The sequence below is a fragment of the Leucobacter triazinivorans genome, assembly GCF_004208635.1.
GTDB classification, from domain to species: Bacteria; Actinomycetota; Actinomycetes; order Actinomycetales; family Microbacteriaceae; genus Leucobacter; species Leucobacter triazinivorans.
Map to the genome: position 1 here is coordinate 1,502,806 of NZ_CP035806.1, position 14,877 is coordinate 1,517,682.

Annotated in this window: 12 protein-coding genes; 2 read left to right on the forward strand and 10 right to left on the reverse strand. The window is 71.2% G+C overall.

The features are described 5' to 3' along the window. Positions 1 to 133: 133 nt before the first annotated feature. On the reverse strand, positions 134 to 670 hold the full coding sequence (locus EVS81_RS06860) for a GNAT family N-acetyltransferase (RefSeq protein WP_130109720.1): 537 nt from the start codon (positions 668 to 670) through the stop codon (positions 134 to 136). Positions 671 to 756: 86 nt separating this feature from the next. Further along, entirely contained in the window at positions 757 to 1,848 is a 1,092-nt protein-coding gene (locus EVS81_RS06865; RefSeq protein ID WP_130109721.1) for a hypothetical protein, read from the reverse strand. Between the two features lie 365 nt (positions 1,849 to 2,213). Between EVS81_RS06865 and purL the strand changes: the two genes are divergently transcribed. Beyond that, the gene (gene purL / locus EVS81_RS06875) at positions 2,214 to 4,544 is read left to right on the forward strand and encodes a phosphoribosylformylglycinamidine synthase subunit PurL (protein ID WP_130109722.1); all 2,331 of its coding nucleotides are present in this window, start codon (positions 2,214 to 2,216) and stop codon (positions 4,542 to 4,544) included. A 25-nt stretch (positions 4,545 to 4,569) separates the two neighbouring features. Here purL and EVS81_RS06880 read toward each other — a convergent pair whose 3' ends face one another. The 8 genes from EVS81_RS06880 to EVS81_RS06915 form a co-directional block, all read right to left on the reverse strand. Next, positions 4,570 to 4,899 carry a hypothetical protein gene (locus EVS81_RS06880; protein ID WP_130109723.1) on the reverse strand — a complete coding sequence of 110 codons (330 nt, stop codon included), beginning with the start codon at positions 4,897 to 4,899 and terminating at the stop codon, positions 4,570 to 4,572. 18 nt (positions 4,900 to 4,917) lie between these two features. After that, positions 4,918 to 5,550, reverse strand: coding sequence for a dTMP kinase (gene tmk / locus EVS81_RS06885; protein WP_130109724.1), 633 nt, complete (start codon positions 5,548 to 5,550; stop codon positions 4,918 to 4,920). 126 nt (positions 5,551 to 5,676) lie between these two features. Continuing rightward, a complete protein-coding gene (topA, locus tag EVS81_RS06890; RefSeq protein WP_130109725.1) occupies positions 5,677 to 8,520 on the reverse strand; it encodes a type I DNA topoisomerase in 2,844 nt (947 codons plus the stop codon). A 172-nt stretch (positions 8,521 to 8,692) separates the two neighbouring features. Further along, positions 8,693 to 9,490, reverse strand: a complete 798-nt coding sequence (locus tag EVS81_RS06895) for an Rv3654c family TadE-like protein (protein WP_130109726.1) — start codon at positions 9,488 to 9,490, stop codon at positions 8,693 to 8,695. Continuing rightward, positions 9,487 to 9,978, reverse strand: coding sequence for a TadE family protein (locus EVS81_RS15895; RefSeq protein WP_205879402.1), 492 nt, complete (start codon positions 9,976 to 9,978; stop codon positions 9,487 to 9,489). Before EVS81_RS15895 ends, EVS81_RS06895 begins: the two co-directional genes overlap by 4 nt. Further along, positions 9,975 to 10,391: a DUF4244 domain-containing protein gene (locus EVS81_RS16085; protein ID WP_240740019.1), complete on the reverse strand. Its 417-nt coding sequence runs from the start codon at positions 10,389 to 10,391 to the stop codon at positions 9,975 to 9,977. The genes EVS81_RS15895 and EVS81_RS16085 overlap by 4 nt, the downstream gene beginning before the upstream one ends. Positions 10,392 to 10,557: 166 nt before the next feature. Beyond that, the gene (locus EVS81_RS06910; protein WP_240740020.1) at positions 10,558 to 11,361 is read right to left on the reverse strand and encodes a type II secretion system F family protein; all 804 of its coding nucleotides are present in this window, start codon (positions 11,359 to 11,361) and stop codon (positions 10,558 to 10,560) included. 173 nt (positions 11,362 to 11,534) lie between these two features. Beyond that, positions 11,535 to 12,539, reverse strand: a complete 1,005-nt coding sequence (locus tag EVS81_RS06915; protein WP_130109728.1) for a TadA family conjugal transfer-associated ATPase — start codon at positions 12,537 to 12,539, stop codon at positions 11,535 to 11,537. A 219-nt stretch (positions 12,540 to 12,758) separates the two neighbouring features. On the opposite strand from EVS81_RS06915, the gene acs reads away from it, so the two are divergent. Further along, positions 12,759 to 14,747 carry an acetate--CoA ligase gene (acs, locus tag EVS81_RS06920; RefSeq protein WP_130109729.1) on the forward strand — a complete coding sequence of 663 codons (1,989 nt, stop codon included), beginning with the start codon at positions 12,759 to 12,761 and terminating at the stop codon, positions 14,745 to 14,747. Positions 14,748 to 14,877: the final 130 nt, after the last annotated feature.

A 14,877-nucleotide genomic window follows, 5' to 3' on the forward strand; every position in this document is an offset into this window, starting at 1 on the left:
GCAGCGGCGCGGCGGTGCCCGGCGGTACTCGGCTCCGAGCCCCTCCGGGCCACACTGCTCAGCCTATGCTCACCTTCATCTGATGTTCAAATCGCAGCAATGAAGATCCTGATCGCATCGGCGTTTCTTGAACTCAGACGCGGTTGTCGAGCCAGATCCCGTAGGCCATCAGCCGGCGCGTCTCGCCCGCGGCGACGAACTCGCACTCGCGCTCCGGGATCCGCGTGAACCCCATCCGTTCGTAGAGCCGGATCGCGGCGCGCATCTGAGACGCCGTGTGCAGCACGAGTCGAGCCGCCCCTCGGCGGCGCGCCAGATCGACGCAGTGCAGCATGAGGCGTTCGCCGACCCCGCGGCCGCGCGCGTGGCGGGCGACCCCGAGCAGTCGCACGTCCATCTCGTCCTCGGCGGTGTCCTCGTGCAGCCGCGTCCCGGGTCGCGGCACCGTGACAGTGCCGAGCAGAGCGCCGGATCCCGGATCCTCGGCCACCCACACCTCAGCCGCAGCGGCTCTGCCGCGCACGTCTGCGATCTCGGCGAGGTAGGCCTCCTCGAGTCGGTAGTCGCCCTCATAGGCCTCGCGCACGAGCGCGCTCGCGGCGGCGATGTCCTGCTCCGCTGAGCCGAACGCGTCGGTATCGCCGGGGCGGGCGATCCTGCGGATGCGCATCGCCGGGGCCTCCCCGGACTCATGGTCTCGGTCCGCTCGCGCGGGCGCACGATCTCCGAGTGGGCCGGAGTCGTGCAGTGCGCGCGTCACCTCGGGGCGTCGGGCTGCCCGTGGCCCAGCACCGAGAAGTCGGGCTGCCCGTCGGCGCGCGCCGGCAGCGGCCGACCGTCGGAGAACGTCGGCCACGGCAGCAGCGGCGGGGCCTGCTGCTGAGTCTGCTGAGTCTGCTGCGGCTGCTGAGTCTGCTGAGTCTGCTGCTGGGGCTGCGGCTGCTGCTGGGTCTGGGGCTGCGGCTGCTGCTGGGTCTGGGGCTGCGGCGGCTGCTGGGTCTGCGGCGGCTGCTGCTGCGCCGGCTGCGGAGCTCCCGCCTTCGCGGCGCGAGCCGCCTCCCGCGCATCCGCGCCGTAGGACCAGCGCAGCAGCAGCGTGATCGACAGGCCGAGCGCGGTGAGGATGAGCAGCGCGGTGGCGATCTTCCAGTAGAGATCGGGGATGTACAGGTCGAAGGCCTCGATGCCCACCGGAGCGGTGAAGAGGATGCCCGATAGCACCGCGAGCACGCTCGTCACGAACGCGAACCGGGTGACGACCGCCGTCGACCCGAGATGCAGCAGGAGCTGGCAGCAGAGGATCACGAGCCGTGTCACGAGGATCACGAACACCGACTTCCAGAAGATCTCCCACATGAGCGAGAAGGTGTCGTACGGCGTCATCCAGATCACGATGAGCAGCAGGCCCAGGATGTAGGCGTTGGCGATCAGCGCGACGGGCGCGTACCATTCCGACTTCTGGCCGCGGCGGGTGTCGAGCGCGGTGAAGAGCACGAACACGGCGAAGAGGGCGAAGGTGGAGAACACCCGCTCGAACTTGCCCTCGAAGTCGCCGATGAAGAGCAGGGAGATCGAGGCGATCGTCAGGCCGGCCAGCAGCACGATGCTCACCTTGAGGAAGGTGGACAATCGCGGCGCCGAGGCGTCGGACCGTGCGCCTGCGGCGCGCGTCGGCGTCGCGGGCGCCGGCGGCTGCGACGCCGGCTGCGCGCCCGCGGCGGCGTCCGCCCCCCGCTGCCAGGAGAACGCCTCGGGCCGGTTCGCAGCCGGATCGGACGGCGGGTGCACCTCCGGGGCCGCGGCGGGCTCGGGCTGCGGATCGGGTGCGTTCGTGTTCGGATCGCTCATGCTCACAGTCTTTCGTGTTCGCCTGGGAATCGCTACCCGGCCGCCACGGCGGATCCCGCCGACCCGGCCGCCGATCCAGCCGCCGACCCGGCCGCCGACCCGGTCGCCGATCCGGCCGCCGACCCGGTCGCCGATCCGGCCGCCGACCCGGCCGCGGCCCCGGACCTCGCGGGATACGGGAGTCGCAATCTGCCGCTTCGCCACTCGCGTAGCGGCAGATTGCGACTCCCACTCGCCGGGTCCACCCCCGCGAGCGCCCCTCCCGCCGCAGGGCGCGGTCGCGACGGCGACGGCGTAGACTGGAGGTCGTACGTCCGGCGCGCCCCGCGGCCGGTTCCGAACCCGATCCACGGAGCACATCGAGCGTGACTGACACCGACGCAACCCCCGCCGGCCCCCGCCCCGACACCGTCGCCGATGCCATCGCGACGCCCGAGAAGGAGCAGCCGTACGGTGCGCTCGGCCTGAAGCCCGACGAGTACGAGCGGATCCGCGAGATCCTCGGCCGCCGCCCCACCTCGGGCGAGCTCGCCATGTACTCGGTGATGTGGTCGGAGCACTGCTCGTACAAGTCGTCGAAGATCTACCTGCGCCAGTTCGGCAAGAAGGTCAACGACAAGATGCGCGAGCGCCTGCTCGTCGGCATGGGCGAGAACGCGGGCGTGATCGACATCGGTGAGGGCTGGGCCGTCACCTTCAAGGTCGAGAGCCACAACCATCCCTCGTACATCGAGCCGTTCCAGGGCGCCGCCACGGGCGTGGGCGGCATCATCCGCGACATCATCTCGATGGGCGCGCGCCCCGTCGCCGTCATGGACCAGCTGCGCTTCGGGGCCATCGACGACCCCGACACGGCCCGGGTGGTGCACGGCGTCGTGGCCGGCATCTCCTCCTACGCCAACTGCCTCGGTCTGCCCAACCTGGGCGGCGAGACCGTCTTCGACGGCGTCTACCAGCAGAACCCGCTCGTCAACGCGCTCGGCGTGGGCGTGCTGCGCCACGAGGACCTGCACCTCGCCAACGCCTCGGGCACGGGCAACAAGGTGGTGCTCTTCGGTGCGCGCACGGGCGGCGACGGCATCGGCGGCGCGTCGATCCTCGCATCCGACAGTTTCAGCGAGGGCGGCCCGACCAAGCGCCCCGCTGTGCAGGTGGGCGATCCCTTCGCCGAGAAGGTGCTCATCGAGTGCTGCCTCGAGCTGTTCCGCGGCGAGCTGGTCGAGGGCATCCAGGATCTCGGCGCGGCCGGCATCTCCTGCGCCACCTCCGAGCTCGCGGCCAACGGCGACGGCGGCATGTTCATCGAGCTCGACAGCGTGCTGCTGCGCGATCCCTCGCTCACCGCCGAGGAGATCCTCATGTCGGAGAGCCAGGAGCGCATGATGGCCGTCGTGGCCCCCGAGAAGCTCGACGCGTTCCTCGAGGTCACGAAGAAGTGGGACGTCGAGACGAGCGTGCTCGGCGAGGTCACCGACACCGGCCGCCTCGTCATCAACTGGCGCGGCGAGGAGATCGTCAACGTCGATCCCTCGACCGTCGCGGTCGACGGCCCCGTCTACGAGCGTCCGGTCGCCTACCCGGCGTGGATCGACGCCCTGCAGGCGAACGGCGTGCGCGCGGCCGGTCTCACCCGTGCAGCCTCGGGCGACGAGCTGCGCGCGCAGCTGATCGCGGTCGCCGCCTCGCCCAACCAGGCCGACGTGTCGTGGGTCACCAACCAGTACGACACCTACGTGCTCGGCAACACCGCGCTCTCCTTCCCCGACGGTGCGGGCATGATCCGCGTCGACGAGGAGTCGGGCCTCGGCGTCTCGATCGCCACCGACGCCAACGGCCGCTACTGCCAGCTCGACCCCTACGTGGGATCGCAGCTCGCACTCGCCGAGGCGTACCGCAACGTCGCCACCTCGGGTGCCGTGCCCACGGCCGTGACCGACTGCCTCAACTTCGGCAGCCCCGAGAACCCCGAGGTCATGTGGCAGTTCTCGCGCTCCGTCGAGGGCCTCTCGGACGCGTGCCTCGCGCTTGAGGTGCCCGTGACCGGCGGCAACGTCTCGCTCTACAACCAGACCGGCGACACCCCGATCCATCCCACCCCCGTGGTGGGCGTGCTCGGCATCATCGACGACGTGGCGCGCCGCGTGCCGAGCGGCTGGCAGGACGAGGGCGAGCACCTCTACCTGCTCGGCGTGACGCGCGACGAGCTCGACGGCTCGGCGTGGGCGGGCACGGTGCACGACCACCTGGGCGGCACCCCGCCCGTGGCGGACCTCGAGGCCGAGCGCGCACTGGCCGAGCTGCTGCACGCCGCGACGCAGGGCGGGCTGCTCTCGGGCGCGGTGGATCTCTCCGAGGGCGGTCTCGCGCAGGCCCTCACCGACGGCGCCCTGCGCTTCGGCGTGGGCGCCCGCGTGTGGATCGACGAGATCGTCACGCGCGACGGCGTCGACGAGACCGCCGCGCTGTTCTCGGAGTCGCAGGCGCGCGTGCTCGTCGCGGTACCGCACGAGGAAGACGTGAAGTTCCGCGGGCTCTGCGAGGGGCGCGACTTCCCGGTGCTGCGCATCGGCGTCACGGACGGCTCGGGCGACTCGGCCACCATCGAGGTGCAGGATCGCTTCACGCTGCCGCTCTCGGAGCTGCGCGCGGCCTCCGAGGCCACGCTGCCCGCGCGGTTCGGGCCCGTGATCGGCTGACGTTGCTTCTGCGCGGTCCCGGCGCTCAACTCCCGGGATCGCGGAGGCGGCGGATGCGGGCTTCGGCCTGCGCCAGCTTCTCGGCGGTCCGTCGCCGCTCCACCCGGTCGCGCGCGACCCGGCGGAGTCCGTCGGCGAGCAGCCAGCCGAACACCGCTGCGCCCCCTCCGCACAGCAGCGCGACGATCCACGGCATCGCCGCGTCGCTCGCACCGGCGGGCTCGGCTGCGCCCGCGAGCGTGACGACGAGGATCGCGACGCCCAGAGCGGTGAACGCGAGCACGATGGCCGCGGTCAGTCCGATCCAGAGCACCCGCCCCGCACGGCTGCTGGGCATTCCCCAGTACGGAACCATGATTCCCCGTTGCCGGGGTCAGAGGCGGATCGACGGCGCGACGCGGGCGAGGATCGCGGTGTGCAGCTCGTCGACCGGACGGGCGGCGTCGAGCACGAGATACCGCTCGGGATCCGCGTGCGCGAGCGCGAGGAAGCCGTCGCGCACGGCCGTGTGGAACTCCGCGGCCTCGGCCTCGAGGCGATCGGCGGTGCCCCCGCGACTGCGACGACGAGCTGCGGCCGTGCCCGGGTCGAGATCGAGCAGCACGGTGAGGTCGGGCCAGAGTCCCTCGACCGCCCAGTCGCTGATGCGGCGCACGTCGTCGAGTTCGAGCACGCGTCCCGCACCCTGATAGGCGAGGGACGAGTCGATGTATCGATCCTGCACGACGACCGCGTTGCGCTCGAGCGCGGGTCGCACCACCTTGGCCACGTGCTGGGCCCGGTCGGCCGCGTAGAGCAGGGCCTCGGCGCGGGGATCCACCGCCCCGATCTCTTCACCGCCGTGAAGCAGCAGCTCGCGCAGCTGCGCCCCGAGCCGGGTTCCCCCGGGCTCCCGCGTGCGCACCACCTCGTGGCCCCGGCCCTCGAGCCAGGCGCCGAGCAGCTCGGCCTGCGTGCTCTTGCCCGCGCCGTCACCGCCCTCGAAGGTGATGAAGAGACCGGTCATGCGCTCGTGCTCCTTGGTTTCGATACTTCGACTCGCTGGGCTCGCGCCGCTCAATCGGACTCGTTCGCTGCGCTCAAGCGCCGGCTCCTCATCGTCGGCGAAGCGCCGAACCCGCGAACGAAGCGCTCACCCCGCCGACTCGGCGGCCTTCTTCGCCGCGTTCGCGCGACGCGTCTCCGCGGCCTTCTTCGCGGCCGCCGATCTGGCGGGATCCACGGACTTCTTCGTGCTTCCGCTCGTTGCGGCGGCCTTCTTCGCCGGAGCTTTCTTCGCGGCGCTCTTGGCCGGAGCCTTCTTCTTGGCCGGAGCCTTCTTCTTGGCAGGCCCCTTGGCGCGCTTGATCGCGAGCAACTCGATCGCCCGTTCGAAGGTGATGTCTTCGACGCTGTCGCCGCGCGGGATCGTGGCGTTCGTCTCCCCGTCGGTGACGTACGGGCCGAATCGGCCGTCGCGCACCCGCACCGGCTTGCCGCTGACGGGATCGGCGTCGAACTCCTTCAGTGCGCTCGACGCCTTGCGGGCACCGTACTTCGGCTGCGCGAAGAGCTCCTGCGCCCCGGCCAGGTCGATGGAGAAGATCGCGTCCTCCCCCGGCAGGGAGCGCGTGTCGGTTCCCTTCTTGAGATAGGGTCCGTATCGCCCGTTCTGCGCGGTGATCTCGGTGCTCGACTCGGGGTCGACCCCGACGACTCGGGGAAGCTCGAGCAGCGCGACCGCGGTGTCGAGATCGACGGTGGCGGGATCCATGCTCTTGAAGAGCGACGCGGTGCGCGGCTTCTGGCCCTTCGGGAGCTCTTCGCCCTCGTCCGGCAGCTCGGTCACATAGGGGCCGAAGCGGCCGTTCTTGGCGATGATGCGCTTGCCAGTGCCGGGGTGGAGCCCGACGACGCGATCCTCCGCGGGCTCCGCGTCGGCGAGCTCGTGCGCCTTCTCCGGGGTCAGCTCGTCGGGTGCCATCCCGTCAGGAATGTTGACGCTGCGCGGCTTGAGCACGCCGTCTTCGCCCGCCTCGCACTTCTCGTCGTACACCTCGAGGTAAGGGCCGTACTTGCCGTTGCGCAGCGAGATCTCGTCGTCGATCCTGATGGTGTTGATCGCGCGCGCGTCGATCTCTCCGAGGTTGTCCACCACGCCGCGCAGGCCCGGGTGGGTGTCGCTGCCGAAGTAGAACTCCCCGAGCCACTTGCCCCGCGCCTCGTCGCCGGCGGCGATGCGGTCGAGGTCGTTCTCCATCTCGGCGGTGAAGTCGTAGTCGACGAGCTCACTGAAATGCTCCTCGAGCAGCCGCACGACCGAGAAGGCGATCCAGCTGGGAACGAGCGCCTGCCCCTTCTTGGCCACGTAGCCGCGGTCCATGATAGTGCTGATGATCGCCGCGTAGGTCGACGGACGCCCGATGCCGAGTTCCTCGAGACGCTTGGTGAGGCTGGCCTCGGTGTAGCGCGGCGGCGGGCTCGTCTCGTGCCCCTTGGCCTCGGGACGCTCGATGCCGAGACGCTGGCCTGCGGCGAGCTGAGGCAGGGAGACGTTCTGGTCGCCTCCGCCCTTCTCGCCGTCGCCGCGCTTCTCGTCGCGGCCCTCCTCGTACGCGAGCAGGAAGCCGGGGAAGGTGATGACCGTGCCGCTGGCCGTGAACTCCGCGGCGGTGGGAGCGGGCGCTCCCGGCTCCGTCACGGAGACCGCCAGGGTGACCGTGTCGGTCGAACCTTTGGCGTCGGCCATCTGACTCGCGACCGTGCGCTTCCAGATCAGCTCGTAGAGCGCATACTCACCCTGGGAGAGCTTGCCCTTGAGCGCGCTGGGGCGCTGGAAGGTGTCGCCGGCGGGGCGGATGGCCTCGTGTGCCTCCTGCGCGCCCTTGGACTTCCCCGTGTAGACGCGCGGCTTCTCGGGCAGCGTCTGCGCGCCGTAGAGTTCGGCGGCCTGCGAACGCGCCGCCTGGATCGCCTGCTTCGAGAGCGTGGGCGAGTCGGTACGCATATAGGTGATATGGCCGTTCTCGTACAGCGACTGCGCGAACGACATCGTCTGCCGCGAACTGTATCGCAGCTTGCGCGAGGCCTCCTGCTGCAGCGTCGAGGTGGTGAACGGCGCTGCGGGACGTCGAGTGTGCGGCTTCGTCTCGACCGAGCGCACCTCTGCCGCGACGCCGTCGGCGAGCAGGGCCGCAAGCGTCTCGGCGCGCTGCTGCTCAAGGCGGATCACTCCGCCTTGAGCGGCCTTCTGCGTGAGCGCGCCGTCATCACCGAAGTCGCCGCCGGTTGCGAGACGCTGCGCGTCGAGGCGGACGAGGCGCGCGTCGAAGGCCGTGGCGTCCGCCGCGTCGGCCGCGGGATGGAATGCGGCGGTGAGGCCCCAGTACTCGGCGGCGCGGAAGGCCTGCCGTTCGCGCTCCCGATCGACGACGAGCCGGGTGGCCGCGGACTGCACCCGGCCGGCCGACAACTTCGGCGCCACCTTGCGCCAGAGCACCGGGGAGATGTCGTAGCCGTAGAGCCGATCGAGGATGCGGCGGGTCTCCTGAGCATCGACGAGCGCGATGTCGAGATCGCGCGTGTTCTGCTTCGCCTGCTCGATCGCGTCCTGCGTGATCTCGTGGAAGACCATGCGGCGCACGGGTACCTTCGGCTTGAGCACCTCGAGCAGGTGCCAGGCGATGGCCTCGCCCTCGCGGTCCTCATCGGTGGCGAGCCAGAGCTCGTCGGCTCCCTTCAGGGCGCGCTTGAGTTCGGCGACGGTCTTCTTCTTGTTGTCGTTCACCACGTAGTAGGGCGCGAAATCGTTCTCGACGTCGACCGCGAACTTGCCGAATGGGCCCTTCTTGAGCTCGCTGGGCAGCTCGGAGGGCTCTGCGAGGTCGCGCACGTGGCCGACCGACGCGATGACCTCGTAGTCCTCACCGAGGTAGCCGCCGATCGTCTTCGCCTTGGTCGGCGACTCGACGATCACGAGTTTCTTCGTACCCGCCACGGGTCTCCTTCATTCGCTTCGAGCTCTGCGCTGCACGGCCCCTCGACTCGGGCGACCGTTCTGCATCGACACGATACACACTCTCGTGTGAGAATCCACCATCGCCGCGGGAACGGCAGTCTCGCCGAGGCACGGCGCGCCCCTCAATAGTACGGTCGATCAGCCCGGCGCCTCAGGGCGGCCCGAGGTACGCGAACGGGTCGATGTCGGGGTGCGCGTTCACCGGGTTCGAGGAGAGCGTGAAGTGCGTGTGCGGGCCCGACGTGCACCCGCTCATGCCCGCCGTGGCGACCCGCTGCCCGGCCCGGACCGGGGTTCCCGGGGCGATGCCGAAGCGCTGGGGCGAGGCGGGGGCGACGTGATTGTGCGAGCTGAAGAGCACTCGCCCGCCGTACTCGTGGCGGATCACCACCGTGAAGTTGGGGCCGCGCCACCACTCGGGCCGCGCGAGGCACGGCTCGGGGATGCCCGCGCCGTCGGCACCGGCCAGCACCACCACCCCGGAGTAGGGTGCGAAAAGCGCCCCCTCTCCGGACACCGCCAGATCGATGGCCCACCCGTCGTGGAACCCCTGCGAGACAGAACGGGAGTCGGAGGGCCAGGCCCAGCCGCTCGGCCCGATCGGACCGTCGGATGCAACCGTCGACTCCGACCACGCGGGTCCGGCTCGCGCGGCGGCTCTCGCCGAGCCGAGCGGCGCCGCGAGAGACACCTCGACCGATGAGCTGCCACCTGCTCCGCTGGTGCGGCAGCTTTCCACACGCGCTCGATGCGCGACGGCGACCTGCTCCGCGATCTCGCACGGCTCGGCGTCGATCCAACCGCTCTGCGCGTCGGCCGCGGCGAGCGCAGCGGCATCTGCGATCGCCGCGGCCCGGTGTTCCTCCTCCACCTGCGACCCCACGACGATGACGGGCACCGCGAGGCAGAGCACCGCGCCAGCGCAGCCGAGCAGAGCCGGCGCGCTCATGCTCGTCGCCGTTCGCGCCAGCGGGGGCCGGGGAACGAACCGGGCTGCATGCCCGCGCGCTGCGGCGTCGCCCCGGGTGCGCCCTCGCCGCTGACCGCCGCGCACGCGAGGGTCTCGACACGGATCCCGGCGAGCAGACCCTCGCCGGGGTGCGACCTCAGCGTGACGCAGTGCAGCCCGCCCTGCCTGCTGCGGTCGACCTCCACGGACGACCCGTTCCACGCCTCCAGAGCGGACCGGGCCAGATCGGCGTCTCCGCGGGCCTCGAGGCGCGCCACCTGCGCTGCGAGGGAGACGAGGGCGATGCGGTGCGCCGAGATGAGGATCCCGCCGATGGCCAGTCCGAGTACGACGAGCACCGCCGGCATCACGATCGCGAACTCGGCGGTGACCGATCCGCGATCGTCACCCAGCCTCGAGGCGCGCTCGCGAGCGGCGGCCGTGTCTGCGCATCGCCGATCGCCTCGAGGCCTCGCCGCCCCGTTCACCCGCCGGCGCCCAGGGCGTTCTCGACCAGTCGCACCAGCATGGCCCGAATCTCTTCTGACCGCATGATGGCCACGAGCAGCCCGGCGAACGCCACCGCGGCCATGATCACGATGGCGTACTCCGCGGTGACCGCACCGCGATCCTCGCCGAGTCGTCGCGCGAATCGGATGGCTGCAGGACGCAGTGCCGCGAGCCGCTCCGCAGCAGAGCGCCGGAGCGCAGGGCGCGCGGGGCGCGCGGGGAGCGCGGGGAGCGCGGGGCGCGCGGGGCGCCTGCCCGCACGGGTCGGGAGGAAGGCGAGGGCGCAGCCGGGTTCGTCGTCGACTGCGCGAGGCACCTCCGCCGGTTCTCGCGCGCTGCTCGGCATGGGCTTCGCGCTTCGATCGGAGACCAGTTCGAGTGTGGGGGTCACGGGATTCCTTCCGTCGAGCACGGCTCCCGGCAAGGGCCGGTGATCTCATCCTGCGCTCTCGGCGGGTGCACGAAGCGGGTTCGGGCGGGATCTGTGGAGGAGTGGCCCGATCTCGGGTCTCGGGAGGGTTGTGGACGGAGAGCCCAGCCGGTCGCGTCTCACGCGGTCAGACCGCCCCGAGCATGGCCATGAGCACCGGTGCCACGCCGAGCACGACGAACGAGGGCAGCACGCACACCCCCAGCGGGATCAGCACCCGCACCCCGAGCCGTTCCGCCGACCGCTCCAGCCGCGCCTCGGCCCGGCTCCTGGCGGCGATGCTCTCTTCCACCAGTATCGAGCCGAGCGGCGTTCCGGTGCGCTCCGCGGTCCTGATGGCGGCGCACAGCGTGCCATCGCGCAAGAATCCGTCGAAGGGGATCCACTCCGCGCCCAGGCGATCGACGCAGTCGACCGTGCGTCGCACGGCGATCCTGGGGTGCGCCCCGCCTCCGAGCGCGATCCGCACCAGTTCGAGCTCGAGTCCGTCGAGCCGGTCCCCGTGCTCGACGCGGCGGCGCAGTGCCGACGCCCAGGCGATGCCCGCGAGCAGCAGGACGACCCCGGTCGGCAGCAGTATCGCGCCCATCGGGCTCAACAGCACCGACATCGGATCGAACCCCAGCAGCCCGCCGAGCACCAGCGCGAGCGGCGGTAGTGCGCAGACGAGCCGGACCGTCGCCCGGGGGCCCGCGAGGAGCACGCTCCGGCGCTCGCGCAGCCGTTCGAGCGCGCGCAACGCGGCCCCGATGCGATCGAGCGCGGGCGCGAGCGGAGCACCGCTCTCCTCGGCGGTGCTCCACGCAGCGGCGAGCACCCGCCACTCCGGGCTCCCTCCGGATGCGATCGCCTCCGGCATCGGTTCTCCGAGAGCCGCGCGCTCCGCGATCCGCAGCGCCGCGCTCCCCGGGCCCGACTCGTCGGCCAGCACGGAGAAGACCCTCGTCGGCGGGATGCCGCCGCGCAGCAGCGCAGCGCATCGAGATGCGCACTCCGCAGCGCCCGCCCGCCGCGCTTCCGCGGGCGCCCGACGACCCGTCGCGCCCGCCGCGCGGCGCGGGATCGCCCCGCCCCGCCACACAAGCCGTGGCGACCGCCCGCCCGTCACGGCCTCACCCGTTCGATGCCGAGCATCCTGTTCTGCGCGAGCACCAGGCGGCCGACCGCCGCGACTCGAGGCGCCGTGCCGCCGCGCACGAGGTGGATCACTCCGTGCAGCGCGGAGACCGCCTGACGCGCCAGCGCATCCGGACGCCACCCGGCCAGAGCGCCCAGCGCCTCGAGCCTGGCGGGCACGTCCTCCAGCCGGCTCGCGTGCAGCGTGCCGGCGCTCCCGTCGTGGCCGGTGTTCAGCGCGCCGAGCAGCGTCGAGACCTCTGCTCCGCGGCACTCCCCCAGAACGATGCGGTCGGGCCGCATGCGCAGCGCCTCGCGCAGCAGGCGATCGAGTGTCACCTCGCCCGTGCCCTCAGCGCTGGCCCGGCGCGCTTCGAGTGAGACGACGTGCGGGTGTCGAAGTCGCAGTTCGGTCACGTCCTCGATCACGAGTATGCGCTCATGCGCCGGCGCGAGCCCCAGGAGCGCGGCGAGCACGGTGGTCTTGCCGCTCCCCGTGCCACCCGTCACCAGCAGATTGCGGCGGGCGCGCACCGCCTGGCGCAGCGCCGCGGCCATGCCCGGGGCGCACAGCCCGGCCGCCACGAGCTCGTCGAAGCCCGGCGGCGAGATCCGTTGCACGCGGATCGACACCGCGGCGCCCGACACGGCGACGGGCGGAAGGACGGCGTGCACCCGGATCCCGTCGCCGAGACGTACGTCGGCGCACGGGTGCAGCTCGTCGAGGTGCCGCCCTCCCGCCGCGATGAGCTCGGTGGCCAAACGGTGCACCCTGCGCGGATCCGCCTGCCAATCGGCGACCGGTTGCACGGTTCCCCCGCGATCGATCCACAGTGTTCCCCGCTCTCCGCGCACCTGCACGAGCAGGTCGCGCAGCTCCGGATCGTCGAGCAGCGGCAGCAGCTCGCCCAGTGCGCGACGCGCCGCCGGGTCGAGGCCGGCCGTGCGGCTCGGCGGCGGCGAACGCGCGGGGATCTGGGGTGCGGAGTCCATACGGTCGAGCGAAGCACGCAGACCGCCGAGACCGCGGCCGCGATCCCATCGATGTGGACAACTCGGCACCCATTCGGTTTTTCTCCAAGCGGTGAGCGAAGCACCGAGGCGCCTCGGCGAACGGTATACGCTGGGTAGCGCACTGCTCCGTCCGTCGGCACGCGGATTGGACCCCGCGCCGGCGGCGGTGCGCACTCGAACGATGGGATAAGGGTGTCCATGACTGACCAGAACGGGACCATTGAAAGTCATCCTCTGCACCACGGAGAGGAGCCGGAGAGCTACCCGCCGTCGGCCGAGTTCCGCGAGCAGGCCAACGTGAACGATCCGTCGGTGTACTGGCGGGCCGCCGAGGACCCCGAGGCGTACTGGGCGGAGCAGGCGCGGCGCCTGACCTGGACCAAGCCGTTCTCGGAGGTGCTCGACTGGACGAACCCCCCGTTCGCCAAGTGGTTCGCCGATGGCGCACTGAACGTGGCGGCGAACTGCCTGGATCGGCACGTGGCGGCCGGCATCGGCGATCGCGTCGCGATTCACTTCGAGGGCGAACCGGGTGATACCCGCACGCTCACCTACGCGGAGCTGACCCACGAGGTGAAGCGCGCGGCGAACATGCTCACCAGCCTCGGGGTGCGGGCGGGCGACCGGGTGGCGATCTACATGCCGATGATCCCGGAGACGGTGATCTCGATGCTCGCGGTCGCCCGACTCGGAGCGGCGCACTCGGTGGTGTTCGGCGGGTTCAGCGCCGAGAGCCTGCGCGCGCGCATCGACGACGCTCAGGCGGAGCTGGTGATCACCGCCGACGGCGGATACCGCAAGGGGCGCGTGTCGGCGCTCAAGCCGACGGTGGACGACGCGCTCGCGCTGGAGACGGGAAGCCCGCTGTCGGTGCAGAAGGTGCTGGTGGTCGAGCGCACGAAGAACGACGTCGCCATGGAGTCGGGCCGGGATCTGTGGTGGCACGACGAGATCACCGCGTACGACGGCGATCACGACGCGCAGGGCTTCCCCGCCGAGAACCCGCTGTTCATCCTCTACACCTCGGGCACCACCGGCAAGCCGAAGGGCATCCTGCACACCTCGGGCGGCTACCTCACGCAGACCTCGACGACGCACCGCGACGTGTTCGACCTGAAGCCCGAGACCGACGTCTACTGGTGCACGGCCGACATCGGCTGGGTCACGGGCCACAGCTACGTGGTCTACGGACCGCTCGCGAACGGCGCGACGCAGGTCATCTACGAGGGCACGCCCGACACCCCCGATTGGGGTCGCTGGTGGTCGATCATCCAGAAGTACGGTGTGACGATCTTCTACACCGCCCCGACCGCGATCCGCGCCTGCATGAAGGTGGGACGCCAGATCCCCGAGCAGTACGACCTGTCGTCGATCCGGGTCCTCGGCAGCGTGGGCGAACCCATCAACCCCGAGGCGTGGCGCTGGTACCGGGAGGTCATCGGCGCGGGCGAGGCGCCCATCGTCGACACCTGGTGGCAGACCGAGACCGGCGCGATCATGATCTCACCGCTCCCGGGACTCACGAGCCTGAAGCCGGGCAGCGCCCAGATCCCGCAGCCCGGGATCTCGGCGACCGTCGTCGACGAGCAGGGCGAGCCGGTCGGCAACGGGCAGGGCGGCCTGCTCGTGGTGCAGCAGCCGTGGCCGTCGATGGTGCGCACCATCTGGGGCGACGACCAGCGGTTCATCGACACCTACTGGGCGAAGTTCGGAGACCGGTACTTCGCCGGCGACGGCGCGCGCCTCGACGAGGACGGCGACGTCTGGCTGCTCGGCCGCGTGGACGACGTGATGAACGTCTCCGGGCACCGGCTCTCGACCGCGGAGATCGAGTCGGCGCTCGTGGAGCACCACGCCGTCGCCGAGTCGGCGGTGGTGGGTGCCGACGACGAGACCACCGGTCAGGCGGTCGTCGCGTTCGTCATCCTGAAGTCCCAGCAGACGATCCTCACCGCCGAGAACGCCGAGCAGGAGCTCAAGAAGCACGTCGCCGCGCAGATCGGGGCGATCGCCCGCCCGCGCCAGGTGTTCGTGGTGAACGAACTCCCCAAGACCCGGTCGGGCAAGATCATGCGTCGCCTCCTCAAAGACGCCGCGGAGGGCCGCGAGATCGGCGACACCACCACTCTCGCCGACACCGCCGTCATGCAGACCATCTCCGCGCGCATGCGCCGGGAGAAGCAGTGACACCGGCCCAGCGGCGGTAGACAGCTGAGGGGCGGATCCGAATCGCGGATCCGCCCCTCAGCCGTGCCGCCCTGCACCCCCTCCGCTACGCGCGCCAGTAGTTGCGGCCTCGCGAGGGTTGAGGTGACAT

What these genes read in the sequence shown, in the direction of transcription:
- EVS81_RS06895 (WP_130109726.1), bottom strand. Translation starts at nt 9,490, where the DNA reads ATGAGCGCGCCGGCTCTGCTCGGCTGCGCTGGCGCGGTGCTCTGCCTC.
- EVS81_RS06865 (WP_130109721.1), bottom strand. Translation starts at nt 1,848, where the DNA reads ATGAGCGATCCGAACACGAACGCACCCGATCCGCAGCCCGAGCCCGCC.
- EVS81_RS06915 (WP_130109728.1), bottom strand. Translation starts at nt 12,539, where the DNA reads ATGGACTCCGCACCCCAGATCCCCGCGCGTTCGCCGCCGCCGAGCCGC.
- acs (WP_130109729.1), top strand. Translation starts at nt 12,759, where the DNA reads ATGACTGACCAGAACGGGACCATTGAAAGTCATCCTCTGCACCACGGA.
- tmk (WP_130109724.1), bottom strand. Translation starts at nt 5,550, where the DNA reads ATGACCGGTCTCTTCATCACCTTCGAGGGCGGTGACGGCGCGGGCAAG.
- EVS81_RS06880 (WP_130109723.1), bottom strand. Translation starts at nt 4,899, where the DNA reads ATGGTTCCGTACTGGGGAATGCCCAGCAGCCGTGCGGGGCGGGTGCTC.
- EVS81_RS06860 (WP_130109720.1), bottom strand. Translation starts at nt 670, where the DNA reads ATGCGCATCCGCAGGATCGCCCGCCCCGGCGATACCGACGCGTTCGGC.